At 73.8% G+C, this 23,181-nt stretch carries 22 protein-coding genes; 5 read left to right on the forward strand and 17 right to left on the reverse strand.

Translation table 11 applies throughout. From position 1 onward, the window contains the following. Window positions 1–29: 29 nt before the first annotated feature. The 4 genes from AL2_RS07150 to mraZ all read right to left on the reverse strand — a co-directional run bounded on the left by AL2_RS07150 (window position 30) and on the right by mraZ (window position 4,618). Window positions 30–1,748 carry a peptidoglycan D,D-transpeptidase FtsI family protein gene (locus AL2_RS07150; RefSeq protein WP_168444877.1) on the reverse strand — a complete coding sequence of 573 codons (1,719 nt, stop codon included), beginning with the start codon at window positions 1,746–1,748 and terminating at the stop codon, window positions 30–32. A gap of 577 nt (window positions 1,749–2,325) precedes the next feature. Then, window positions 2,326–2,940, reverse strand: coding sequence for a cell division protein FtsL (ftsL, locus tag AL2_RS38310; protein WP_067631128.1), 615 nt, complete (start codon window positions 2,938–2,940; stop codon window positions 2,326–2,328). Next, window positions 2,937–3,941, reverse strand: a complete 1,005-nt coding sequence (gene rsmH / locus AL2_RS07160; RefSeq protein ID WP_067631130.1) for a 16S rRNA (cytosine(1402)-N(4))-methyltransferase RsmH — start codon at window positions 3,939–3,941, stop codon at window positions 2,937–2,939. Before rsmH ends, ftsL begins: the two co-directional genes overlap by 4 nt. 245 nt (window positions 3,942–4,186) lie before the next feature. After that, the gene (gene mraZ, locus AL2_RS07165) at window positions 4,187–4,618 is read right to left on the reverse strand and encodes a division/cell wall cluster transcriptional repressor MraZ (RefSeq protein WP_067631132.1); all 432 of its coding nucleotides are present in this window, start codon (window positions 4,616–4,618) and stop codon (window positions 4,187–4,189) included. 395 nt (window positions 4,619–5,013) lie between these two features. Here mraZ and AL2_RS07170 point away from each other — a divergent pair, with 395 nt between their 5' ends. The 3 genes from AL2_RS07170 to AL2_RS07180 are packed head-to-tail and all read left to right on the forward strand — an operon-like array spanning window position 5,014 to window position 9,983. Next, the gene (locus AL2_RS07170) at window positions 5,014–6,060 is read left to right on the forward strand and encodes an AAA family ATPase (RefSeq protein WP_245666420.1); all 1,047 of its coding nucleotides are present in this window, start codon (window positions 5,014–5,016) and stop codon (window positions 6,058–6,060) included. A 3-nt stretch (window positions 6,061–6,063) separates the two neighbouring features. After that, window positions 6,064–7,398, forward strand: coding sequence for a DUF58 domain-containing protein (locus tag AL2_RS07175; RefSeq protein WP_067631136.1), 1,335 nt, complete (start codon window positions 6,064–6,066; stop codon window positions 7,396–7,398). Then, entirely contained in the window at window positions 7,395–9,983 is a 2,589-nt protein-coding gene (locus AL2_RS07180) for a transglutaminase TgpA family protein (protein ID WP_245666422.1), read from the forward strand. The genes AL2_RS07175 and AL2_RS07180 overlap by 4 nt, the downstream gene beginning before the upstream one ends. 75 nt (window positions 9,984–10,058) lie before the next feature. Here AL2_RS07180 and AL2_RS07185 read toward each other — a convergent pair whose 3' ends face one another. The 6 genes from AL2_RS07185 to AL2_RS07210 form a co-directional block, all read right to left on the reverse strand. Further along, complete coding sequence (locus AL2_RS07185) at window positions 10,059–10,454, reverse strand: SCO2097 family morphological protein (protein WP_067631138.1); 396 nt, start codon at window positions 10,452–10,454, stop codon at window positions 10,059–10,061. A gap of 147 nt (window positions 10,455–10,601) precedes the next feature. Then, window positions 10,602–11,867 (reverse strand): DNA polymerase IV, encoded by a 1,266-nt coding sequence (locus tag AL2_RS07190; RefSeq protein ID WP_067631140.1) that lies wholly within the window; start codon window positions 11,865–11,867, stop codon window positions 10,602–10,604. A gap of 5 nt (window positions 11,868–11,872) precedes the next feature. Continuing rightward, a complete protein-coding gene (locus AL2_RS07195; protein ID WP_083946152.1) occupies window positions 11,873–12,658 on the reverse strand; it encodes a methyltransferase domain-containing protein in 786 nt (261 codons plus the stop codon). Between the two features lie 255 nt (window positions 12,659–12,913). Further along, window positions 12,914–13,330: a transcription antitermination factor NusB gene (nusB, locus tag AL2_RS07200; protein WP_067631142.1), complete on the reverse strand. Its 417-nt coding sequence runs from the start codon at window positions 13,328–13,330 to the stop codon at window positions 12,914–12,916. A 1-nt stretch (window position 13,331) separates the two neighbouring features. After that, entirely contained in the window at window positions 13,332–13,889 is a 558-nt protein-coding gene (gene efp / locus AL2_RS07205) for an elongation factor P (protein WP_067631144.1), read from the reverse strand. 31 nt (window positions 13,890–13,920) lie between these two features. Continuing rightward, window positions 13,921–15,015, reverse strand: coding sequence for a M24 family metallopeptidase (locus AL2_RS07210; RefSeq protein ID WP_067631146.1), 1,095 nt, complete (start codon window positions 15,013–15,015; stop codon window positions 13,921–13,923). A 174-nt stretch (window positions 15,016–15,189) separates the two neighbouring features. Here AL2_RS07210 and AL2_RS07215 point away from each other — a divergent pair, with 174 nt between their 5' ends. Then, window positions 15,190–16,668 (forward strand): flavin monoamine oxidase family protein, encoded by a 1,479-nt coding sequence (locus tag AL2_RS07215; protein WP_210748750.1) that lies wholly within the window; start codon window positions 15,190–15,192, stop codon window positions 16,666–16,668. A 73-nt stretch (window positions 16,669–16,741) separates the two neighbouring features. Here the strand turns inward: AL2_RS07215 and AL2_RS07220 are convergent, their stop codons facing one another. Together AL2_RS07220 and AL2_RS07225 are read right to left on the reverse strand one after the other, a co-directional pair. Then, a complete protein-coding gene (locus AL2_RS07220) occupies window positions 16,742–17,788 on the reverse strand; it encodes an LLM class F420-dependent oxidoreductase (protein WP_067631148.1) in 1,047 nt (348 codons plus the stop codon). Between the two features lie 64 nt (window positions 17,789–17,852). Beyond that, complete coding sequence (locus tag AL2_RS07225) at window positions 17,853–18,518, reverse strand: enoyl-CoA hydratase/isomerase family protein (protein ID WP_083946156.1); 666 nt, start codon at window positions 18,516–18,518, stop codon at window positions 17,853–17,855. A 133-nt stretch (window positions 18,519–18,651) separates the two neighbouring features. Between AL2_RS07225 and AL2_RS07230 the strand changes: the two genes are divergently transcribed. After that, on the forward strand, window positions 18,652–19,227 hold the full coding sequence (locus AL2_RS07230) for a TetR/AcrR family transcriptional regulator (RefSeq protein ID WP_067631152.1): 576 nt from the start codon (window positions 18,652–18,654) through the stop codon (window positions 19,225–19,227). Window positions 19,228–19,234: 7 nt separating this feature from the next. Here AL2_RS07230 and aroQ read toward each other — a convergent pair whose 3' ends face one another. The 5 genes from aroQ to AL2_RS07255 form a co-directional block, all read right to left on the reverse strand. Beyond that, window positions 19,235–19,678, reverse strand: coding sequence for a type II 3-dehydroquinate dehydratase (gene aroQ, locus AL2_RS07235; protein ID WP_067631155.1), 444 nt, complete (start codon window positions 19,676–19,678; stop codon window positions 19,235–19,237). Further along, window positions 19,675–20,748 carry a 3-dehydroquinate synthase gene (gene aroB / locus AL2_RS07240; RefSeq protein WP_067631158.1) on the reverse strand — a complete coding sequence of 358 codons (1,074 nt, stop codon included), beginning with the start codon at window positions 20,746–20,748 and terminating at the stop codon, window positions 19,675–19,677. Before aroB ends, aroQ begins: the two co-directional genes overlap by 4 nt. Then, window positions 20,745–21,251 carry a shikimate kinase gene (locus tag AL2_RS07245; protein WP_067632436.1) on the reverse strand — a complete coding sequence of 169 codons (507 nt, stop codon included), beginning with the start codon at window positions 21,249–21,251 and terminating at the stop codon, window positions 20,745–20,747. The genes aroB and AL2_RS07245 overlap by 4 nt, the downstream gene beginning before the upstream one ends. A gap of 8 nt (window positions 21,252–21,259) precedes the next feature. Further along, window positions 21,260–22,438, reverse strand: coding sequence for a chorismate synthase (aroC, locus tag AL2_RS07250; RefSeq protein WP_067631161.1), 1,179 nt, complete (start codon window positions 22,436–22,438; stop codon window positions 21,260–21,262). Window positions 22,439–22,575: 137 nt separating this feature from the next. Then, entirely contained in the window at window positions 22,576–23,175 is a 600-nt protein-coding gene (locus AL2_RS07255; RefSeq protein ID WP_067631163.1) for a nitroreductase family protein, read from the reverse strand. Window positions 23,176–23,181: the final 6 nt, after the last annotated feature.

A 23,181-nucleotide genomic window follows, 5' to 3' on the forward strand; every position in this document is an offset into this window, starting at 1 on the left:
CTCACAGGCGAGGAGGGTACTCGCTGCGGTCAGTCTCCGGCGTGGATCTGGATGATCGGCGCTCGGCTCCCCGTCGGCGGGATCTTCTCGGACTGCAGGGCGAAACTCATCACGTCCTTGAAGACCGGTGCGGCGACATCGCCACCATAGTGGCTGCCCCGCCGCGGGTTCTGCAGGACGACCTGCACGACGAGCTGCGGGTCGTCCGCCGGGGCGAACCCCGCGAACGACGCGGTGTAGCCGCCGCCGTCGTAGCAGCCGCAGCGCGGGTTGACGATCTCGGCGGTGCCGGTCTTGCCCGCCACGCGGTACCCCTTGATCTGGGCCTTCGGGGCGGTGCCCTCGTCGGTGGTGACGCCCTCCAGCATGTCGCTGATCTGCCGTGCCGTCTCCGCGCTGATCACCTGCCTGCGCTGCGGCGCGGGCGACGGCGTGAACGCGTCGTCGCCGCCGACCGTCCCCGCGATCAGCGTGGGCGCCACGCGGACGCCGCCGTTGGCGATCGTCGCGTACACGCTCGCCATCTGCACCGCGTTCACCGACACCGTCTGCCCGAACGCGATCGGGTAGCGGTCGGTGCCCGACCACTTGCCCGGCGGCTCCAGCAGGCCGGGCGTCTCGCCGGGCAGCGGCAGGCCGGTCTTCTGCCCGAACCCGAAGTCGCGCAGCGTCTTGTAGAGCTGCTGCGCGGTGATGCTCTCGCTGGCCATGATGGTGCCGACGTTGCTGGACTTGGCCAGGACCCCGGCGAACGTGAGCCGCTCCGGCGCGTGCGGGTGCGAGTCGTGGAACACGACGTCGTACTTCTTGATCTTGTCGGGGACGGTGTAGGGGGTCAGCGGGGTGACGCCGCCGTACTCCATGGCGGCGGCGGCCGTGACGACCTTGCCGGTGCTGCCCGGCTCATAGGCGTCCTGCACCAGCGGGCTCCCCCAGCGGGACCGGTCGGACTCGGCGTAGTGGTTCGGGTCGAACCCCGGCGCCGACGCCATCGCGAGCAGCTTCCCGGTGCGCGGGTCCATCACGATCACGCTGCCGCCGGCGGCCCGGCTGGCCTTCACCTGCTTCTCGATGGCCTCCTGCGCCTTGAACTGCAGGTCGTTCTGGAGGGTCAGGCGGAGGCCGCGGCCCGGCACGGAGGGGCGCTTCTGGTCCTCGCCCATGGGGATGTGCTGACCCTCCAGGCTGATCTCCACGCGCTGCCAGCCGTCCCGCCCGGCGAGCACGTCGTTCATCGAGCTCTCCAGGCCCGCGGCGCCCTTCCCGGTGTCGTTCACGAACCCTACGACGCTCGCGGCCAGCGAATCGTTGGGATATTCGCGGCGATATTCCGGCGAAGTCGCGATGCCGGGGAGGTCCCACGACATGATCAGCCGGGCCTGGTCGGGCCGGACGCCGTGCGCCAGGTCCACGAACCGGGTGCCGGGCCTGCTGATCTTCTTCAGCAGCGTCGCCGGGTTCAGGCCGAGCGTCGGGGCGAGCGCGCTCACGACCTGCTGCCGCTTCTCCGGCTTGATCAGCGACGGGTCGGCGTAGATGGCGCGCGCCTCCACCGTCATCGCGAGCGGCTGGCCCTGCGCGTCGGTGATGTCGCCGCGGACGGCGGGCAGCTTGATCGGCTGCATCCGCTGCCGCATCGCCTCCTCGGTGTACGTGCCGGACTCGATCGTCTGCAGCTGGACGAGCCGCCCGGCGAACAGGGACAGCACGAACGCGACGGCGAGCAGGCCGACGTTGAGGCGCTTCATCGGGTCGCGCCGGTTGAAGGGCACGCGGGTCCGCGGGCCCCGGCCCGGCGGTCGCGGCCCCCCGCCGCCGGGGCGCGGCCCGCGCGGCCCGGCGGCGGTGGCCGCCCGCGCCGTCCGCGTTCCGCCCTTGCCCGCAGCACCCTTGCCCGCAGCACCCTTGCGCCCGGCCGTCCCTTTGCGATCGGTTCCCTTCCGGGAGGTCTCCTTGCGCTTCGCGTCCTTGCGGGCGGTCTCCTTGCGGGGGGCGGGGCCCGTCCCGCTGCGCGCGGGACGGCGGGGCGCGCTGCCCTTGTGGCCCGGCCGTCCCGCGCCGTCCGCCCTCCCGCCCGGGGAGCGCGGAGTGCCGCCGGTCTGGTGCCCGGACGCGCGCGCCGCGCCCGGGCCGCTCTTGTCGTCCCGCCCGGCCGAGCCCCGGGGGGCCCGCCCGTCCGGGCCGCGTCGCCGGCCGGGCGGCGGGCCGGCGGTCCCGGGTCCCGGCCGTTTCGTCACCGTGCCCCCCGCTCCCTCGTCACCGTGTGCCCAGCTCCTTCGTCACCGCGCGCCCAGTTCCCTCGTCACCGTGTGCCCAGTTCCTTCGTCACCGTGTGCCCCGCTCCCGGACGCCGTCGCCGGGCACCACGGTGCCGGGGACGCCGATGACGCCCGCGGCGCCGGCCGACGCGGCGGCCGCGTGCGGGACGGGGCGGATCCGGCCGCCGCTCGCCCGGCCGGTCTCGGTGTCGAAGAAGGCCGGGTCCTCGGCCTCCTTCATGCCGAGCGCCTTGGCCTTGCGCGACAGCCCCGCCGGGGAGCCCTCGCGCGCGTTCTCCTCTTCCAGGGACTGGCGCTGCTGCTCGAGCTGCTTGTTGCTCTGCTGCAGCCGCGTCAGCGTGAAAGCGTCCTGGGCGAGGACGGTGTTCAGCAGCAGCAGGCTCACCAGGGCGCCGCCGAGCAGCCCGACGATGAGCAGCACGAACGGCGTGCGAGGCGCGGCCCGCTCGACCGCGGCCGGGCGGGTCCGGACGGCCGCCGCCTTCGTGCTCCTCGCCTTGGCGCTCTTCTTGGGCGCGGCCTTGGCCGGCGCCTTGGCCGGCGCCTTGGGCGCGGTCTTCACGGCCGTCGCCGTCGCCGCCCCGGTCCCGGCGGCCGGTGCCGCGGCCGTCCTCTTCTTCTTGGGCGCCTTAACCGGCGGGCGCCTGCTCGTCGTCGTCATGTCGCCTCCCGGACCCGCTCCGCGGCGCGCATCCGCACCGATCCGGCCCGTGGGTTGGTCGTGGTCTCCTCGCCGGACGGCAGCTCGGCCCCGCGCGTCAGGAGCCGGAACCTCGGCTCGTGCTCGGGCAGCGGGACGGGCAGGTCCGGCGGGGTGGTGTCGGCCGCCTGGGCGGCGAGGACGCGCTTGGTGATGCGGTCCTCGAGGGAGTGGTAGGAGAGGACGGCGACCCGGCCGCCGACCGGGAGCGCGTCCAGGGCGGCGGGCAGCGCCCGGCGCCAGTTGTCGAGTTCGCCGTTCACCTCGATCCGCAGCGCCTGGAAGGTGCGCTTGGCCGGGTTGCCGCCGGTGCGGCGGGTCGCGGCCGGGATGGAGGTGCGCACGAGGTCGGCGAGCCGGCGGGTGGTCTCCAGCGGCGCGCGCTCGCGCTCGCGGACGATGGCCGAGGCGATCCGCTGGGCGAACCGCTCCTCGCCGTACTCGCGCAGGATCCGGGCGAGCTCGGCGGGCGGGTAGCCGTTGACGACCTCGGCGGCGGTGAGGCGCTGGGTGCGGTCCATCCGCATGTCGAGCGGCGCGTCGTAGGAGTAGGCGAAGCCGCGGCCCGCCTCGTCGAGCTGCGGGGAGGACACCCCGAGGTCGAACAGGACGGCGTCCACCGCGGGCACGCCGAGCCGGCCGAGCACCTCGGGGATGCGGTCGTAGACGGCGTGCTCCAGGGTCACCCGGTCGCCGAAGGGCGCGAGCCGGCGCGCGGAGCGCTCCAGCGCGACGGTGTCGCGGTCGAGGCCGATCAGGCGGAGCCGCGGGACGGCCCGCAGCATCGCCTCGGCGTGGCCGCCCATGCCGAGCGTGGCGTCGAGGTAGACGGGGGCGCGGCCGGTGACGGCCTCGGCGGCGGGGACGAGGACCTCCAGGACGCGGCCGAGCATGACCGGGACGTGGCCGTCCTCCGGCCCCCGGTCGGACGCGCGGCCGGACGTGCGGTCGCCTGCGTCCATGGTTCACCCCCTGTACTGCCACTTCGCTCGCGGACTGTGTGGCATCGCCGGTCCGGACCGTCCCGTGCCCCCGGCGGCGGCCTCGCCCGGCCAGGTCCCCATCCGCTGCCCTAGAGGAAGATCACCGCGTTTCCGCGGGGGGTCGCCGTCTGGCACCGGGGAAGCTGCGCCAGCTGGCTCGGAGAGCGGCTGGAGACCTGGCCGAACGTGGGCCATAGCCGGTCAACGGACCGACGAGTCTTCGCTCAGAGGATCCCTGGCAACACCTCCTCCGAGACATCGGAGAACGTCTGCTCCTCCTGCTCCAGGTAGGTCTCCCAGGCCTGGGCGTCCCAGATCTCCAGACGCGTGTTGGCCCCGATGACCGTGCAGTCGCGGGTGAGACCCGCGTACTTGCGGAGCGGCGAAGGAATCGTGACGCGGCCCTGCTTGTCCGGTACCTCGTCGGAGGCGCTGGCGAAGAAGACCCGGCTGTAGCCCCGGACCGCCTTCTCGGTGACCGGCGCGGCACGCAGAGCCTCGGTGATCCGCTGGAACTCCGCCATGGGGAAGACGTACAGGCAGCGTTCCTGGCCCTTCGTGATCACCAATCCCCCCGACAGCTCCTCGCGGTACTTCGCCGGCAGGAACAGTCGTCCCTTGTCGTCGAGGCGCGGCGAATGGGTGCCGAGGAACACCGGCCCCACCTCCCGCGCCGCATGAGGTGCTACCGCCCCCCACGGCGCCCCACTCTACTCCACTCTTCCCCACCGTCAACAAGAAAAACATCGCTCGCGGGCGAATTCGGCGAACGAAAGTGCAGGTCAGAGGGGGTGGTGCGGAGTGGGGCCCAGCGGCCGCCGGTGCGCGTGCCGGACGGCCCGCGGACGCCCTCAAGCGACCTTCACGGGTTTCGGCGGGTGCTGGATGATCGTGGTGGAGCAGAGTGGTGAGCAGGGCGGCGGGCGGGCGGGCGCCTCCGGGCGGCGTTCGCCGTCCTTCCCGTGGAGCACAATGGGCTCGCGTTCCCCATGAACATCGCAGTGGGCCTTCCGACGACGTACTGTCGGGTGGAACGGCTGAGGAGGGTTTGGTGGCAGTAGGCACGCACGGCGAGTCGTTCATGGAGACCGACCCCCCGGCGCCCCGCCCTGCCCGGCGCCGCGCATCGGGGGGCGAGGGGACGGGCCACGCGCTCGACGGGCTCGCCCACATCGCGAACAAGATCCGGGACGCCGTGGAGTCGGTGATCGAGGGCAAGCCCTCGGCGGTGCGGCTCGCGCTCACGGTGCTGCTGGCCGAGGGGCACCTCCTGATCGAGGACGTGCCCGGAGTCGGCAAGACGATGCTCGCCAAAGCGCTGGCGCGCTCGGTCGACTGCTCGGTGCGGCGCGTCCAGTTCACCCCCGACCTGCTGCCCAGCGACATCACCGGCGTCAGCGCCTACAACCAGGAGCTGCGCGAGTTCGAGTTCAAGCCGGGCCCGGTCTTCGCCAACATCGTGGTGGGCGACGAGATCAACCGGGCCTCCCCCAAGACGCAGTCGGCGCTGCTGGAGTGCATGGAGGAACGCCAGGTCACCGTCGACGGCACCACCTACGCGCTGGAGCCGCCGTTCATGGTGATCTCCACGCAGAACCCGGTGGAGATGGAGGGGACCTACCCGCTGCCGGAGGCGCAGCGCGACCGGTTCACCGCCCGCATCTCGATGGGCTACCCCGACCCGGCCGCGGAGCTGGAGATGCTCGACACGCACGGCCAGGCGTCCCCGCTCGACCGGCTCACCCCCGTCGCGCACGCCGCCGACGTCCGCGACCTCATCGAGGTGGTGCGGCGCCAGCACGTCGCGCCCGCGGTGAAGCAGTACGCGATCGACCTCGTCGCCGCCACCCGCAAGCACCCCGAGCTGCGGCTCGGCGCGTCCCCGCGGGCGACCCTGCACCTGGTGCGGGCAGCGCGCGCGTACGCGGCGCTCGACGACCGCGACTACGTCGTCCCCGACGACGTCCAGGACCTCGCCGTCCCCGTCCTCGCGCACCGGCTGCTGCCGACCGCGGAGGCGCAGGTGGAGCGGCGCCGTCCCGAGCAGGTCGTGGCCGACCTGGTGAAGCGCCTGCCGGTGCCCTCCCCCGGGAAGTGACCGGTGCGACGCGCGCTGGCCGGCCTCACCACGCGCGGGCGGTCCTTCGTGGCCGCCGGCGCGACCGCGATCGTGTGCGCCGTCGTCCTCGGCGAGCGCGATCTACTGCGGGCCGGGGTGCTCGTGCTGGTGCTGCCGCTGCTGTGCATGCTCGCGGTCTCGCGGACCCGGTACCGGCTGGCGTGCGCGCGGCGGCTGGAGCCGGCGCGGCTGCCGGTCGGCCATGAGGCCCGCGTCGACCTGCGGCTGGAGAACGTGTCGCGGCTGCCGAGCGGGGTGCTGATGGTGGAGGACCGGGTCCCGTACGCGCTCGGCGGCCGGGCCCGGTTCGTGCTGGAGCGGATCGAGCCGCACGGCTCCCGCCAGCTCGGCTACCGGATCCGGTCGGACGTGCGCGGCCGCTACCGCGCCGGGCCGCTGACGGTCCGGCTCGCCGACCCGTTCGGGATGGTGGAGCTGGTGCGCTCGTTCAGCCTGTCCGACACGCTGACCGTGACGCCCGCGATCGTCCCGCTGCCGCACGGCCGGCTGTCGGGCGCGTGGACGGGCGGCGGCGACAGCGTCGCCCGCGCGGTGTCCGCGGCCGGCGAGGACGACGTGGCCCCCCGCGAGTACCGGCACGGCGACGACCTGCGCCGCGTGCACTGGCGGTCCACCGCCCGGCACGGGGAGCTGATGGTGCGGCGCGAGGAGCAGCACTTCCAGAGCAGCGGGACGCTGTTCCTCGACACCCGCCGCGGCGTGCACTGGGGCGAGGGGCTGAGCGGCTCCTTCGAGCAGGCCGTGTCGGCGACCGCGTCGATCGGCGTGCACCTCGTCCGGACGGGGATGACGCTGCGGTACGTCACCGACGCCGGCGAGGCGCTGCCGGCGGCACCGTCCGAGGGGGCGTTCGAGGGGCTGCTGCTCGACGCGCTCGCGGTGACGCACCGCTCCAGGGGCCGGTCGCTGGCGGCGGGACTGGCCGCGCTGCGCGGGCCCCACGCCGGCGGGCGGGGCGGCCGGGAGGGCGACGGGCTGGTCGTCGCGGTGTTCGGCACGCTGTCCGCCGAGGACGCCCGCGAGGTGGCGGCGGCGCGGCACGGCGCCGGGACGAGCGTCGCGGTGCTGGTCGAGGGCGCGCCCGCCGGGGCCGCTCCGGCGGCGGGCGCGGACCCGGCCGGGCCGGGGTCCGGGCCGGGGACCGGGCCGGGGACCGGGCCGGGGGCGGGGACGGCCGCGGGGCTGCTGCGCGCGGCGGGGTGGCGGGTGCTGTCCGTCCGGTCCGCCGCGGAGCTCGCCCGCGCGTGGACGACGGCCGGGAAGGCCGGCGAGGACTTCGTCAGGGACGGTTCATGAGGATCCGGATGACGGTGATGGCCGGGCTGGCGACGCTCGCCGGGTCACTCGGCCTGTACCCGCTGTTCGAGAAGGCCGGCTGGTTCTGGGCCGGGTTCGGCGCGGTGCTCGCGGTCGCCGGCGGCGGGCTGCTGGCCCGGCGGCTGCGGCTGCCCGCGCTGCTGAACCTGGTGTTCGGGCTGGCGGCGCTGCTGCTCTACCTCAATCTGGTCTACGCCGCCGACAGGGCGTGGCTGGTGTTCATCCCGTCCCCGGACTCGCTGCACCACCTCGGCGACCTCGCCGGGGAGGGCTGGCGGGCCGCGAACCGGTACGCGGCGCCGGTGCCGCTGCTGCCCGGCATCGCGATGCTGGCCGCCACCGGGATCGGGCTGGTCGCGGTCATGGTCGATCTCCTCGCCGTCCGGCTGCACCGCACCGCGCCAGCCGGGCTGCCGCTGCTGGCCATGTACAGCGTGCCCGCGGCGATCCGCGAGGACGGCGTCGGCTGGCTGGCGTTCGGCGCCGGCGCGCTCGGCTTCCTCGGCCTGCTGATGGCCGACTCCCGGGAGAAGGTCGGCGGCTGGGGCCGCACCGTCACCACGCACCACCGCCCCCGCGAGGTCCCGCTGGCCGGGGCGGCGCCGCCCCCCGGCGAGGAGGCCGCCCCGCTCGACGCGGCGGCGCTGGCGGCGAGCGGCCGCCGGATCGCGGTCGGCGCGGTCGCGGTCGCGCTGCTGCTGCCGGCCGCGGTGCCGGGCCTGCAGCCGCGCGGCGTGTTCGGCCTGGACGGCGGCGGGAACTCGGGCACCCGCACCGTGACGACGCCCGACCCGCTCGTCAGCCTGAAGCGGGAGCTGACCCGGCTGGACGACTCGATCGTCCTCACCTACCGCACCGACGACCCGGACGGCCCCGACTACCTGCGCCTCTACGCCCTCGACCGGTTCGACGGCGACCGGTGGACCTACAGCCCGCTGAAGAGCAGCTCCAGGGACAAGGTGGTCGTCGGGAACACGCTCCCGCCGCCGCCGGGCCTGTCCATCGGCCGCGTGCACAAGGTGACGACCACGGTCCATGTGAGGCCCGAGGTCCGGAACATGACGTTCCTGCCGGTGCCGTACGCCCCGACCAGCGTGTCGATCAAAGGCGACTGGCGGGTGCACACCTCGTCGCTGATGGTCTACTCGCTGCGCGACTCGGCGAGCGGGCGCTCCTACACCGTGGAGAGCATGCGCGCCGACCCGACCGCCGGGCAGCTCGCCGCCGCGGGCGGCTACCCGGCCGATGTCGTCGCGCACTACACGGCGGTGCCCAAGAACATCCCGCAGCAGGTCAGGAGGCTCGCCGAGCAGGTCACCGCCGGGTCGGCGACCGCGCTGACGCAGGCCGTGCGGCTGCAGCGCTGGTTCACCAGCACCGGCGGGTTCAGCTACGACCTGTCGGCGCCCGCGCCGCAGCACGGCAGCGACCTCGTCGACTTCCTGCTGCACAGCAAGCGCGGGTACTGCGAGCAGTACGCCGCGTCGATGGCGCTGATGGCCCGGATCCTCGGCATCCCGTCCCGCGTGGCCATGGGGTACACGCCGGGCAGCGAGGTCAGGCCGGGCGAGTGGATCGTCCGGTCGCGGGACGCGCACGCCTGGCCGGAACTGTACTTCCAGGGCACCGGCTGGGTGCGGTTCGAGCCGACGCCGTCCGGCGCGGCCGGGCAGGGCACCGCGGTCACGCCGTCCTACAGCCGCCCCGCGGTCAGCAGCGGCGGCGGGAGCGACTCGTCCTCGGCGCAGGCACCGGACTCCTCCGCCGCCGGCGACCAGAGCACCGCCGCGCCCAGCCCCGGCGCCCGGCACCGCAACGACGAGGGCCCCGGCGGCGCCGCCGCCGCGCAGGACGGCAAGGAGAGCGGCACCTCCGCGGCGCCCTGGGCGGCGGGCGCGCTGCTGATCCTGCTGCTGCTGGCCGTGCCGATGGCGCTGCGGGCGTACACCCGCCGCCGCCGCTGGATCGCCCTCTCCCAGGCGCCCGCGTCGTCGCGCACGCCGGCGTCCGACTTCCTGTCCCGCATACGCGCGGGCCGGTCGCCCGCACCGCCGCCCGACGCCCGGCACTCGCCCGGCGCCCGGAGCCGGGCCGGTGCCCGGCTCCGGCCCGGCGCCCAGCTCCCGCCGGGGCGGGCGGCTCAGGTCGACCCGGCGAGGGTGGCGCACGCGGCGTGGCGGGAGATGCGCGCCGACGCGCTCGACCACGGGCTCGAATGGCGGGCCAGCGACTCCCCGCGCGCCGCCGCGCGGCGGCTCGGCGAGCAGCTCGACCTGGACGCCGCGAGCTCGCGGGCGCTCACCCGTATCGCCCGCGCCGAGGAACTGGCCCGGTACGCGCAGTCCCGCTCCCCCGAGCCGGTGGAGCGGCTGCGCGCCGACGTGAAGACGGTCCGGGAGGCGTTCGCCGCGTCCGTGAGCCGCCGCGCCCGGTGGCGCGCCCGGCTGCTGCCGCCGTCGACGGTGGCGCAGACCCGCGCCGCGCTCCGCACCGGCACGGACCGCGCCCTGGACGTCACCGCCCGCCTGAACGACCTGCCCGGCCGCCTCCACCGCCGCCGCTAGGGCCGAGCGGGCGCCCCGCGCACACGTACGTCCCGGCCCCGCGGTCGGGGCCGGGACGTTCGGCTGGAGCTCCGCTCAGTCGCCTTCGGTGCGGCGGCGCCAGCGTTCCTCCATGCGTTCCATGAAGCCCGCCTTGGCCGGGCGGGAGGAGCCTGCGCCGCCGCTGCGGGCGGGCTCGTTCCCGATGCCGGTCATCCGCTTCCAGCTCGTCAACGCCCAGACGCAGCACACCACCATGAGCAGGAAACCGGTCACGCTGATGGCGATGGTGACGGTGCCCGCGTTGATCACGAGGCCGGCCATCAGGGCGCAGACGCCCACGACGAAACCCAGGGCGGCCTTGATGATCCGGCGCTTGTAGTGGATCTGGGGGTTGGTCGAGCGAACCGCGTGAGCGAACTTCGGATCCTCGGCGTACAGAGCCGATTCGATCTGTTCGAGCATGCGCTGCTCGTGCTCAGAGAGCGGCACGGCACCTCCCAACGACAGCTCCGCGACGGGGTATCCGATGCGGGACGCGAACGTCAACGGTGATATGCCCAGAATACGAGCACTGTCGAGCGTACGAAAGCGAACGGCCCGTCGAGGGCCCGGTGCCGGTCACCCCACAGCCTTCTTTCATTGTCTTCCGTCCCTGCCGTCACTTCCGTCACCGTCCACCGCACGCCGGACGAGCGCGGCGGGACGGACCGCGCCGCGGCCGAACCGGTGCGCGACCTGGTCCATGGCACGCTCGGCCTCACGCCAGCCGCGTTCCGGCTCGTCGAGGGCGAGCTGACGGGGGGCCTCGCCGGCGGGGCCCAGGTTCTCGACCCGCACCCCGACCAGCCGGAGTCGTACCCGTTCCAGCCCGGCCGCCTCATACAGCTCGCAGGCTGTGACATAGATCACACGGGCGAGGTCGGTCGGCTCGCTCAGCGTGCGCGCCCGGGTGATCGTCTTGAAGCTCGCCATCCGGAGTTTGACGCTGACCGTCCGGCCGGCGTTCCCGCTCTCCCGCAGCCGCTCGCCGGTCTTCTCCGCCAGCCGCAGCAGCGACCGGCGGATGACCTCGGGGTCGTCGACGTCGGTGTCGAACGTCTCCTCGGCGCCGATGCTCTTGTCGGGCGTGTGCGGGACGACCTCGCGCGGGTCGCGGCCCCATGCCAGCTCGTGCAGGTGCGCGCCCAGCGCGTTCCCCAGCTCGCGCTGGAGCGTGGCGAGCGGCACCTGGGCGAGCTGCCCGACCGTCCGGAGGCCGAGCCGGGCGAGGTTCTGCTCCGTCCGCTCCCCGACGCCCCACAGGGACGCGACGGGCAGCGGGTGCAGGAAGTCGACGGCGCCGCCCGCGGGCACCACGAGAAGGCCGTCGGGCTTGCACCGGGTCGAGGCGAGCTTGGCGATGAACTTGGTGCTGGCGACGCCGACCGAGCAGGTGATGCCCTGCTGGTCGCGCACCTGCTCGCGGATCAGCTGGGCGATCCGCGCGGGCCGGCCGAGCCGCCGCCCGGCGCCCGCCACGTCGAGGAACGCCTCGTCCAGTGAGAGGCCCTCGACCAGCGGCGTGACGGAGCGGAAGATCTCGAACACCGCGGCGGACACCCGCGAGTACTTGCCGTGGCTCACCGGCAGCACGACCGCCCGCGGGCACAGCCGCCGCGCCCGCGTCATCGGCATCGCCGAGTGCACGCCGAACGTGCGGGCCTCGTAGGACGCCGCGGACACCACGCCGCGGGGCCCCGCGCCGCCCACGATCACGGGACGGCCGCGCAGCTCGGGACGTTCGAGCAGCTCGACGCTGACGAAGAACGCGTCCATGTCGACGTGCAGGATGGCGCAGCCGGTGTCGTCGGCGGGCGGGCCCGGCTGTGGCCCCGGCCGGTGCAGCTGCTGCTTGCGGCTCATGGCACTTACCCGGCCGGCTTGTCGGCCACCAGGTGGAGCTGGGCGGCCAGGTCCCGCAGGACGGGGTGGACGGCCGCGACGGACTCCAGCGCGATCAGCGCGTCGGCCGAGTCGGCGTCGGCGTCCAGCAGGCCGCTCGGCACCAGGTCGGCGAAGATCCGCACGCCGTGCAGCTCGGCGACCCGCAGGCCCGCGCCGCGCACCAGCGCCGACAGCGTCTCCCGGGTGAACCGGCGGGGCATCCGGTCGCCCTCGCCCCACCGCCCGGACGGGTCGGTCAGCACCCGCCGCGCGTCGTCGAAGCGCCCGGACACGGCGCGGTGCAGCGCGGCGGCGACCTGCCCGGCGACCAGCACGCTGACCGAGCCGCCCGGCCGGACCACGCCGGTCAGCGCGGCCATCGCCGCGCCGGGGTCGTCGACGAACTCCAGGACGCTGTGGCACAGCACGAGGTCGGCGGCGTCCGGGCCCAGCAGGTCGGGCAGGTCGACGGCGTCGCCCTGCACCGCGCGGACCCGCACCCCGGACTCGGCGGCACGGCGCTCCAGCGCGGCGAGGGCGTCCGGGTTGGCGTCGACCACGGTGACGCGGTGACCCAGTTCGGCGAGGGGGACCGCGAACCCGCCGGTGCCGCCGCCGACGTCGACGACGTCGTGCGGGCCGGCCTCGGGCGTGATGCGGCCGAGCACGGTCCGCAGCGCGTCCCACAGGACCGCGCTGCGCACCCCGCCGCCGCCCCGCACCCGCTTCTGCTGCCGGCCGGTCACGGCAACTCCCCTAACGTCGCTCATCCCGCCCCAGCCTAGCCGCCCAACGCCCCGGCGAACGCCGGACACCGAACCCCGAACCTCAGCCCCGACGGGTTGAGCCTCGGCCACTGGAACACGGGCAGGCGCGGAGCGAGCTCTGCGAGCGCAGCGGGCATGCCCGCCGACGCAGGCGACCGCAGCGACGCCGCGCACACCCGCACAGGCCCGGCAGACCGCAACAGCGGCGTGAGGATCGCCTGCGTCGTGACGGGGGTTCCAGGGGGGTCGCCCCCTGGGTTATAGCGCGAGCGACGGCTTGAGCTGCTGGAGGCGGGAGAGGAGGCCGTTGACGAAGCGCGGGGACTCGTCGGTGGAGAGCTCGGTCGCGAGGCCGACGGCCTCGCTGATCGCGACGCCGTCCGGGACGTCGTCGACCCACAGCAGCTCGAAGGCGCCCATCCGCAGGATGTTGCGGTCGACGGCCGGCATCCGCTCCAGCGTCCAGCCGGTGGCGTAGGTGGAGATCAGCTCGTCGATGCGCTCCCGGCGCCCCTGGACGCCCTCGATCAGCCTGACCGCGTGCGGGTACTCGGCCAGCTCGTCCTGGTTGGGACGGCCCCGCGCCGCCAGCACCGCCGTCGGCTCCTCCTCCCGCAGTTCCGCCGCGAACAGGATGTCCAGCGCGAGTTTTCGCGCCTTGGTGCGTGCGGCCATCTCAGGCGCGGCCGAGGTAATCGCCAGAGCGGGTGTCGACCTTGACCTTCTCGCCGGTGGTGATGAACAGCGGGACCTGGATCTGCGCGCCGGTCTCCACGGTGGCGGGCTTGCTGCCGCCGGTGGAGCGGTCGCCCTGCAGGCCGGGCTCGGTCTCGGTGATCTCCAGGACGACCGCGGCGGGCAACTCGACGTACAGCGGGTTGTCGTTGTTGAAGGCGATCACCGCGTTCTGCTCGGGCAGCAGGTAGTCGGCGGCGTCGCCGACGACGGCCGCCGGGATGTGCGGCTGGTCGTAGGTCTCGGTGTCCATGAAGACGAAGTCCTCGCCCTCGCGGTAGAGGTACTGCATCTCCCGCTTGTCGACGCTCGCCACCTCGACCTTGGTGCCGGCGTTGAAGGTCTTGTCGACGACCTTCCCGGACAGCACGTTCTTGAGCTTGGTGCGGACGAACGCGCCGCCCTTGCCTGGCTTGACGTGCTGGAATTCCTGGACGGTCCACAGCTGGCCGTCGAGGTTCAGCGTCATGCCGTTCTTCAGGTCGTTCGTCGTCGCCACTGGTTGTTCTCCCGGTCGCGGACCCGCGCGCCTACAGGACGAGCAGGTCCTTGGTCGTTGTGGTGAGGAGCTCCGGGCCGTCCGGGCGGACCACGATCGTGTCCTCGATGCGGACTCCGCCCCGGCCCGTGAGATAGACCCCCGGCTCCGCGGTGATCGGAACCCGATCCATCAGTTTACCGGTCCCGTCGTACCCCAGGAGCGGCGCTTCGTGGATCTCCAGGCCCACGCCGTGCCCGAGCCCGTGGGTGAACGCCTCGCCGTGCCCCGCGTCCTTGATGACGTCGCGGGCGGCGGCGTCGACGTCCTTGGTCTCCGCGCCGGGGCGGGCGGCCTCGACGGCGGCCCGCTGCGCCCGGTGGACGAGGTCGTAGAGGTCGCGCTGCCAGCCGGCGGGCTCGCCGATCGCGACGGTGCGGGTCATGTCGGCGTGGTAGCCGCCGTACAGGGCGCCGAAGTCCATGGTGACGAGGTCGCCGGCCTGGAGTTCGCGGCCGCCGGGGTGGTGGTGCGGGACGGCGCCGTTGGGGCCGGACGCGACGATCGACTCGAACGCGGGGCGTTCGGCGCCGAAGCCGACCATGGCCCGTTCGAGCGCGACCGCGACGGCCCGCTCGGTGACGCCGGCGCGGATTCCGGGGAGGACGGCCTCGAACGCGCGGCCGGTGATGGCGCACGCCTCGCGCAGGAGGGCGATCTCGTCCTCGTCCTTGACCATGCGCAGTTCCTCGACGAGGCGGCCCAGCGGCGCCAGTTCGATCTCCGCCTTGCCGAGGAGGGCCGTGTGCTGCTCGACGGTCATGTCGTGCGCCTCGAAGCCGAGGCGGCCGCGGCCGTCCCCGGCGGCCCGCGCCGTCAGCGCCTCCGCCACCTGCCGGCCGACGACGACGGGCAGCTCCGGGCAGACCTCGGCGGCCATGCCGGCGTACCGGCCGTCGGTCGCGAGGACGGCGGGGCCGTCGGCCGGGACGAGCAGCGCCGCGCGGGAGCTGTCCAGCCCGGTCAGGTAGCGGACGTTGACGAGCCTGGTCACCAGCAGCGCGCCGGCGCCGCGATCGGCGACGAGCGCGGCCAGCCGGCGCCGCCGCGCCGCGTGCGTCCGTTCCCCGCCGTGAGTCTCCCCCATGCGCAGGACTCTAGATGATCGCCGGGGCGGCCCGCGGAGGCCGTCTCGACGCGGTCACAAAACATGAAGAACCCTCGACTTTCCCTTGAGGCGCGGCCTAGCGTGATCTGCCGTGTGACCCTTCCCCCCATCTCCCCCATCCCCCCGCACGGACCTCCCCAGGAGGGATTCCCCTTGACCCGAGTCAGCCGACGCAGACTGCTCGGCACGGGCGCGCTCACCGCCGCCGGAGCCGTCGCCTCCGCCGCCGCGGCGCCGTCCGCCGCCGCCCGCACCGCACCGCTCAGCACCGACGTGGTCATCGTCGGAGCGGGCCTGTCCGGCCTGGCCGCCGCCCGCGACCTCGTCGCCGCCGGCCGGTCCGTGATCGTCCTGGAGGCCCGGGAGCGGCCCGGCGGGCGCGTGTACGGGCTGCCGCTCGGCGACGGCACCACCAGCGAGGGCGGCGCCGAGTTCATCGGCCCGACGCAGGACCGCATCGCCGCGCTCGCGGCGGACATGGGCGTCGAGACCTTCAAGACCTACAACGCGGGCAAGAACGTCTACTACCGCAACGGCAAGCGGTCCCTGTACGCCACCGACGGCGTCCTCGGCGCGGTCCCCCCGGACTGGGGCGTGATCGACCTGGAGCTGGCGCTGCTCAAGCTCGGCAGCATGATCAAGGACGTGCCGGTCGGCGAGCCGTGGAAGGCGGCGAAGGCCGAGGAGTGGGACGCCCAGACGTTCTACACCTGGTCGCGGTCCAACTCGCTGAGCAGCGGCGCGCGGTTCCTGATGGACGCGTTCGCCTCCTCGACGCTGTCGATGCGCTCGCAGGAGATCTCGCTGCTGTACCTGCTGCACTACGCGGCCGCGGCGGGCAACGAGAGCACCCCCGGGACGATCGACCGGCTGATCAACACCAGCGGCGGCGCGCAGGAGTCCCGGTTCGTGGGCGGCTCCCAGGAGGTGCCCGTCCGGCTGGCGGCCAGGCTCGGCGACGTCATCCGCTACAACGCGCCGGTGCGGTCGATCGTGACGGGCTCGGGCGGCGTCACCGTGACCGCGGACGGGATCACGGTGTCGGCCAAGCGGGTCGTCGTCGCGATGTCCCCCGCGATCGCCGGCAGGATCGACTACTCGCCGGCGCTGCCCGCGAGCCGGGCGCAGCTCATGCAGCGCTACCCGATGGGCTCGATCGCCAAGTTCGTCGGCGTCTACGACACGCCGTTCTGGCGGGCGGACGGGCTGACCGGGCAGGCGGTCGCCGACAGCGGCGCGATCGACGCGACGTTCGACAACAGCCCGCCGGACGGGTCGCGCGGCATCCTGATGGGCTTCATGAACCAGGCGAACATCCGCAAGCTGGACGGCGCGTCCGCGGACGAGGTGCGGGCGGCGGGCCTCGACTCGTTCACCAAGCTGTTCGGCGACAAGGCGGCGAACCCGCGGATCACGGCGTTCCAGCGCTGGGACAACGAGATGTGGAGCGGCGGCGGCCCGGTCGGCATCGCCCCGCCCGGCGCGCTCACCGCGTTCGGCCCGGCGCTGCGCGCCCCGTGCGGCCCGATCCACTGGGCGGGCACCGAGACGTCCGACTACTGGACGGGGTACATGGACGGCGCCGTCCGCTCCGGCGAGCGCGTCGCCAGAGAGGTCCACGCCGCGCTCTGACCGTCGACTTGCGGCGTGTTGTTGTTATCCAGCGGCTCATAACGACAACGCGCCGCAAGTCAACGAAGCGGGGTCAGAGGCCGGCGGCCAGCTCCTTGACCTTTTCGATCAGGGCGAGGCGGCTCTTGTGGTCGCCGGCGATCGGGGCGACGTTCAGCGTCGTGATCCCGGACTCCTTCATCGCGGCGAGCCGCTCGCGGACGTGGCCCTCGGAGCCGATGAGCGACATCTTCTCCAGCAGCTCCTGCGGGACCTTCGCGGCGGCCTCGTCCTTCTTGCCGTCCAGGTACAGGTCCTGGATCTCCTCGGCCTCCTTCTCGAAGCCGTACCGGCGGGCGAGGTCGTTGTAGAAGTTCTTGCCCTTGGCGCCCATGCCGCCGATGTAGAGCGCCGCCATCGGGCGGCCGAACTCCAGGTAGCCCTGCACGTCGTCGCCGATGGCGAGCGCGGCCTGGCCGACCACGTCCAGCTCGCCGAGCGCCGGGTCGCGCTTGGCCTTGCCCGCGGCGAGGGACGCGCCCCACACGTCCGCGGCCTTCTCCGGCATGTAGAAGATCGGCTCCCAGCCGTCGGCGATCTCGGCGGTCTGCTCGACGTTCTTCGGCCCGATCGCGGCGACCAGGATCGGGATGTCGGCGCGCACCGGGTGGTTGATGAGCTTCAGCGGCTTGCCGAGGCCGGTGCCCTGGTCCGCGGGCAGCGGCAGCTTGTAGTACCTGCCGTCGTACTGGAGCCGCTCCCGGCGCCACACCTTGCGGCAGATCTCGATGACCTCGCGGGTGCGGCCGAGCGGCGCCGTGTAGGGGACGCCGTGGAAGCCCTCGATGACCTGCGGGCCGGACGCGCCGATGCCGAGCGTGAACCGCCCGTCCGACACGTAGTCCAGGCCGGCGGCGGTCTGCGCCATCGCGGTGGGCGTGCGGGAGTAGATGTTCAGGATGCCGGAGGCGATCTGCAGCCGCTCGGTCTTGGCGGCGATGTAGCCCATCTGGCTCACCGCGTCGAAGCTGTAGGCCTCCGCGACGTAGACGATGTCGAGGCCGGCCTTCTCGTAGTCGGACAGCTCCTCGACGGTCTCCTTGAAACCGCCCGAGTAGCTGAGCGCCATCCCGATGCGCATCCGGCATCCTCTCTCTAACCGAATCAGATTCCAGTCGAACGTAACCTACTCCGCCGCCCGGGGGTCAGGGCAGGGCGGGACCGCGCAGCGCGTCCAGCACCGGCCGGTACAGGTCCGTGCGGATCTTGGCGACGGTCTTGCCCTTCCTGCCCGCCGCGGCCGCCGCCAGCTCGACGGCGGCGGGCAGGACCTCGTCCTCGGGGGCGATCCGCTGGACGATCCCGGCCTCCCGGGCCTGCTCGGCGGTGTAGCGGCGGCCGGTCAGCATGGCCTCGTGCGCGGTGGCCCTCGGCAGCCGCTCCTTGATCAGCGCGTTCATCCCGGGCGTGAAGTTCATGCCGAGGTCGACCTCGGGCAGGCAGAAGTAGCCGCGGTCCGTCCGCATGACGGCGGCGTCGTGGCAGAGGGCCAGCATCCCGCCGCCCGCGAACGCGTGCCCGTTCAGCGCCGCCACGGTGGGCATCGGCAGTTCCAGGACGCGCGCGAACAGGCCGTGCACGCGCCGCAGGTACTCCTCGAACTTGTCCCCGTTCGCGCCGAGCCAGTCCAGGTCGAGGCCGTTGGAGTAGAACTTGCCGGTGCCGATGCTGACCAGCGCGCCCGGCCCGTCGTGCTTGGCCACGGTGTCGAGCGCCCCCTCGACCGCGCCGAGGAAGTCGGGGCTGAACCGGTTCTCGCCGGCGTCGAACCGCAGGACGTACACGTCTCCGTCGCGCTGGAGGTCGATCACGAGGCTCTCCTTCATCCGTGCCTGAGCGAACCCTACTCGCGAGTACCAGCGGGGCGCCCGTCATGGGCACCCTTCTCTATGACAGCCGTCATGAGCAACGCGACCACCCTATGATGAATGTCATAATCGAGTCATGGGGACGGACAGCCGGGAACGCATGGTGCGCAGCGCCGCCTACCTCTTCCGCGAGCGCGGCTACAGCGGCACCGGGTTCCGCGACGTCATCGCGCACAGCGGCGCCCCGCGCGGGTCGATCTACCACCATTTCCCGGACGGCAAGGCGCAACTCGCCGAGGAGGCCGTCCGCTACGCCGGCGAGTTCCTCAACGCCGGCATCCTCGCCGCCACCGAGGGCGGCGACGCCGCCTCCGCCGTGGACGCCTTCGTCGGCTGGTGGCGGCAGGTCCTGATCAAGAGCGAGTTCCGGGCGGGCTGCCCCGTCGTCGCCGTCACCGTCGAAGCCCACGACGACGCCCCGCAGCTCGCCGCGGCCGCCGCGGCGGTGTTCTGCCGCTGGCAGGACACCCTGGCCACCGGCCTCGGCAACGCCGGCGTCCCCGACGACCGCGCCGCCCGGCTGGCCCGCCTCATCGTCGCCGCCGTCGAGGGCGCCACCATCCTCTGCCGCGCCCACCGCGACGTGGCCCCCCTGGACGACGTCGTGGCGGAACTCAAGGACCTCACGCGAAGCGCGGTCCAGGACGGCTAGGCGGCGGCTAGGCGCTCTCGGCGAGGAGTTCGGCCATGGCCTGGAGGGCGAGGACGTAGGACATGGGGCCGAAGCCGGCGATGGTGCCGGTCGCGACGCCGGCGACCACGGAGGTGTGCCGGAACTCCTCGCGGGCCGCGGGATTGGTGATGTGGACCTCGATGAGCGGGGCGGTCCGCTGGGCGAGGGCGTCGCGGAGGCTGTAGGAGTAGTGGGTGAAGGCGGCCGGGTTCAGCACGATGGGGATGCGCTCGTCGGCGGCCTCGTGCACCCAGTGCACCATCTCGGCCTCGTCGTCGGTCTGCCGGACCTCCACGCTCAGGTTCAGGCGGCGGCCCGTGTCGCGGCACAGGGCGGCGAGGTCGTCGAAGCTGGTCGTCCCGTACTTGTCGGGCTCGCGGACCCCGAGGCGCCGCAGGTTGGGACCGTTCAGGACGAGCACGCGGGTCATCGGGTGAGCTCCTGGTAAGCGGCGGCGAGCAGGGCCTCGTCCGGGCCTTCGAGGCGGCCCGGTCGCGCGATGCCGTCCAGGACGACGAAGCGGAGCGTCGCGCCGCGCGACTTCTTGTCGATGGCCATGGTGGCGCGCAGGCCGGGCCAGTCCGCGGCGTAGGAGATCGGGAGACCGACCGAGGTGAGGACGTCGCGGTGCCGCCGGACGGTCTCGGCGGGCAGCCGGCCGGCGAGGCGGGACAGCTCGGCGGCGTAGACCATGCCGATCGCGACGGCGTGGCCGTGGCGGAACCTGTAGTCCTCGGCCTTCTCGATGGCGTGGGCGAGGGTGTGGCCGTAGTTGAGGATCTCGCGGAGGCCGCTCTCCCTGAGGTCGGCGGAGACCACGCCGGCCTTGACCCGGACCGCCCGTTCGACCAGCTCGCGGGTGTGCGGGCCGTCCGGGGACGCGGCGCCCTTCGGATCGTCCTCGACCAGGTCGAGGATCTCCGGGTCGGCGATGAAACCGGCCTTGATGATCTCGGCGAGGCCGCTGATGTAGTCGTCGTGCGGCATCGTCATCAGCGTGGTCAGGTCGCACAGGACGCCGGCGGGCGGGTGGAACGCGCCGACGAGGTTCTTGCCCTCGGGGACGTTGATGCCGGTCTTGCCGCCGACCGCCGCGTCCACCATGCCGAGCAGCGTCGTCGGGACGAGCACCGCGCGGACGCCGCGCAGCCACGACGCCGCCGCGAACCCGGCGAGGTCGGTGGTGGCGCCGCCGCCGACGCCGACGACGGCGTCCGTGCGGGTCATGCCCGCGCGGGCGAAGGACGACCAGAGGCCGGCGAGCACGCCGGCCTCCTTGGCGGCCTCGCCGTCGGGGACGGGCAGCGCGCGGACGGTGTACCCGGCCTGTTCGAGCACGCCGCAGACAGGACGGGCGATCTCCGGCAGGCCCTCGGCGTGGACGACGGCGACGGTGCGGGCACGGCCGCCGACCATGGCGGGCAGCTCGCCCAGGACGCCCGCTCCGATGACGACGTCGTAGGGGTCGGCGCCGCCGACGTGCACCCGCCCCTGCGTCACGCGTCCTCCAGGGCCTTGACGATCTCTTCGACGATGTCGGCGGCGTCGCGGCCGTCGGTGTCGACGCTGACCGTGCCGAGGCTCTCGTAGATCGGCAGGCGCTCTTCGAGGAGCTTGCGCATCTGGCTCCGCGGGTTCAGGACGAGCAGCGGCCGCGCGGCGTTGAGCCCGACCCGCTTGATCGCCTCGGCGAGGCCGACCTTCAGGTAGACGACCGTGTGGCCGGCGAGGAGTTCCCGCGTCTGCGGGGCGAGGACGGCGCCGCCGCCGAGGGCGACCACGCCCTCGTGCTCGGCGAGGGCCGCCGCGACGGCGGCGCGTTCCAGCTCGCGGAAGCGGTCCTCGCCGTCGTCGATGAAGATCTCGCCGATCGGCTTGCCCGCGGCGGACTCGACGTCGGCGTCGGTGTCGCGCAGCGCGGCGCCGAGGCGCTCGGCGAGCGCGCCGCCGATCGTGGTCTTGCCCGAGCCGGGAGGCCCGATGATGACTGCCTTCGGTCGCATGGTCCCGCTCACTTGATCGTCAGGGAGGACAGGTATCCGCGCAGGTTGCGCGCGGTCTCCTCGGCGGAGTCGCCGCCGAACTTCTCCAGCGCCGCGTCCGCCAGGACGAGCGCCGCCATCGCCTCGGCGACGACCCCGGCGGCCGGCACGGCGGTGACGTCGCTGCGCTGGTTGATCGCCTTGGCCGGTTCGCCGGTCTTCACGTCGATGGTGTCGAGCCGCCGCGGGACGGTCGAGATCGGCTTCATCGCGGCGCGGACCCGCAGCACCTCGCCGGTCGTCATGCCGCCCTCGACGCCGCCCGCCCGGTTCGTCCGGCGGCGGACGCCCTCGGGGGTGCCGTCGATCTCGTCGTGCGCCCGCGACCCGGGCCGCCGCGCGGTGGTGAAGCCGTCGCCGAGCTCGACGCCCTTGATCGCCTGGATGCCCATCAGGACGCCGGCGAGGCGCGAGTCGAGCCGCCGGTCCCAGTGGACGTGGCTGCCGAGGCCGGGCGGGAGCCCGTAGGCGAGGACCTCCACGACGCCGCCGAGCGTGTCGCCGGCCTTCTTCGTCTCGTCGATGTGCGCGACCATCGCGGCGGACGCCGCCTCGTCGAAGCAGCGGACGGGGCTCTCGTCCACCCGCGCGAGGTCGCCGGGCTCCGGCAGGACGCCGTCGGGCGCCGCGACCTCGCCGAGCGCGATCACGTGGCTGAGGACGTCCACGCCGAGGGCCTGCTTGAGGAACGCCTTGGCGACGGTCCCGAGCGCGACCCGCGCGGCGGTCTCCCGGGCGCTGGCCCGCTCCAGCACGGGGCGCGCGTCGTCGAACCCGTACTTCTGCATGCCGACGAGGTCGGCGTGCCCGGGGCGCGGCTGCGACAGGGGGGCGTTGCGCGCCTGGGCGGCGAGGACGTCGGCGTCGACGGGGTCGGCCGACATGACCGTCTCCCATTTCGGCCACTCGGTGTTGCCGACCTCGATCGCGACCGGCCCGCCGAGCGTCACCCCGTGCCGGACGCCGCCGAGGATCCTCACCTGGTCCTGCTCGAACTTCATCCGGGCGCCCCGCCCGTGCCCGAGCCGCCGGCGGCGCAGGTCCTCGGCGATGTCCCCCGAGGTCACGCGCACACCGGCCGGCAGCCCCTCCACGATCGCGGTCAGGGCCGGGCCATGGGACTCCCCCGCGGTCAACCAGCGCAGCATGACAACGATCCTATTGACTCCGCGTGCCCGCCCGTGACCGCGTCCACCATCTGAGAGGTTCGTCGGCTCACGTGGGTGCTGAGAGAGGCGACGCCCGCGCGGGCGCGGGCGTCCGCCGGGCGGTCCTCGGCCTGGTTCTAGCCGCGGTCCTGCCAGGACTCGTGGTGGACGAGGTCGCCGAGGGGTTTGCGCATCGAGCGCAGGCGGGCGGTGCCGGACCGGGTCACGGCGTCCTCGCGGGCGTGGCCGATCGTGATGACGCCGACCACGGCGACGTCGTGCGGGATGCCGAGCAGGGCCTTGAGCTCCTCCTTGTTCCGGACGGTCGCGAACCCCGTCGCGAGCCCCGCGTCGATCGCGGCGAGCTGGACCAGCATGAGGAACGCCCCGGAGTCGACCCACCAGTAGGGGGCGGGCCATTCCAGCTCCTTGCCGTCGATGAGCTTGTCGGGCCGGGTGTAGCGGTCGTGGTAGTCGTCCTCGCGGACGCCGAGCACCATGAGGACCGGCGCGACCGACAGCCACTTCTCGGGATAGCGGGACTCCTCCGCGAGTTCGGCGATGCGCTCGCGGGTCGCGCGCTCGGTGACCACGACGAGGCGGTGGCCCTGGCTGAACCCGGCACTCGGCGCCCGGCGGATCGTCCCGGCGATCCTCTCCACGGTCTCCGCCGGGACCGGGTCGGTGCGGTAGCGGCGGACCATCCGCCGCGCCGCGAGCACGTCGTCGAACTCCACCGTCGT

The sequence above is a fragment of the Actinomadura latina NBRC 106108 genome (genome assembly GCF_001552195.1).
Lineage (GTDB): Bacteria > Actinomycetota > Actinomycetes > Streptosporangiales > Streptosporangiaceae > Spirillospora > Spirillospora latina.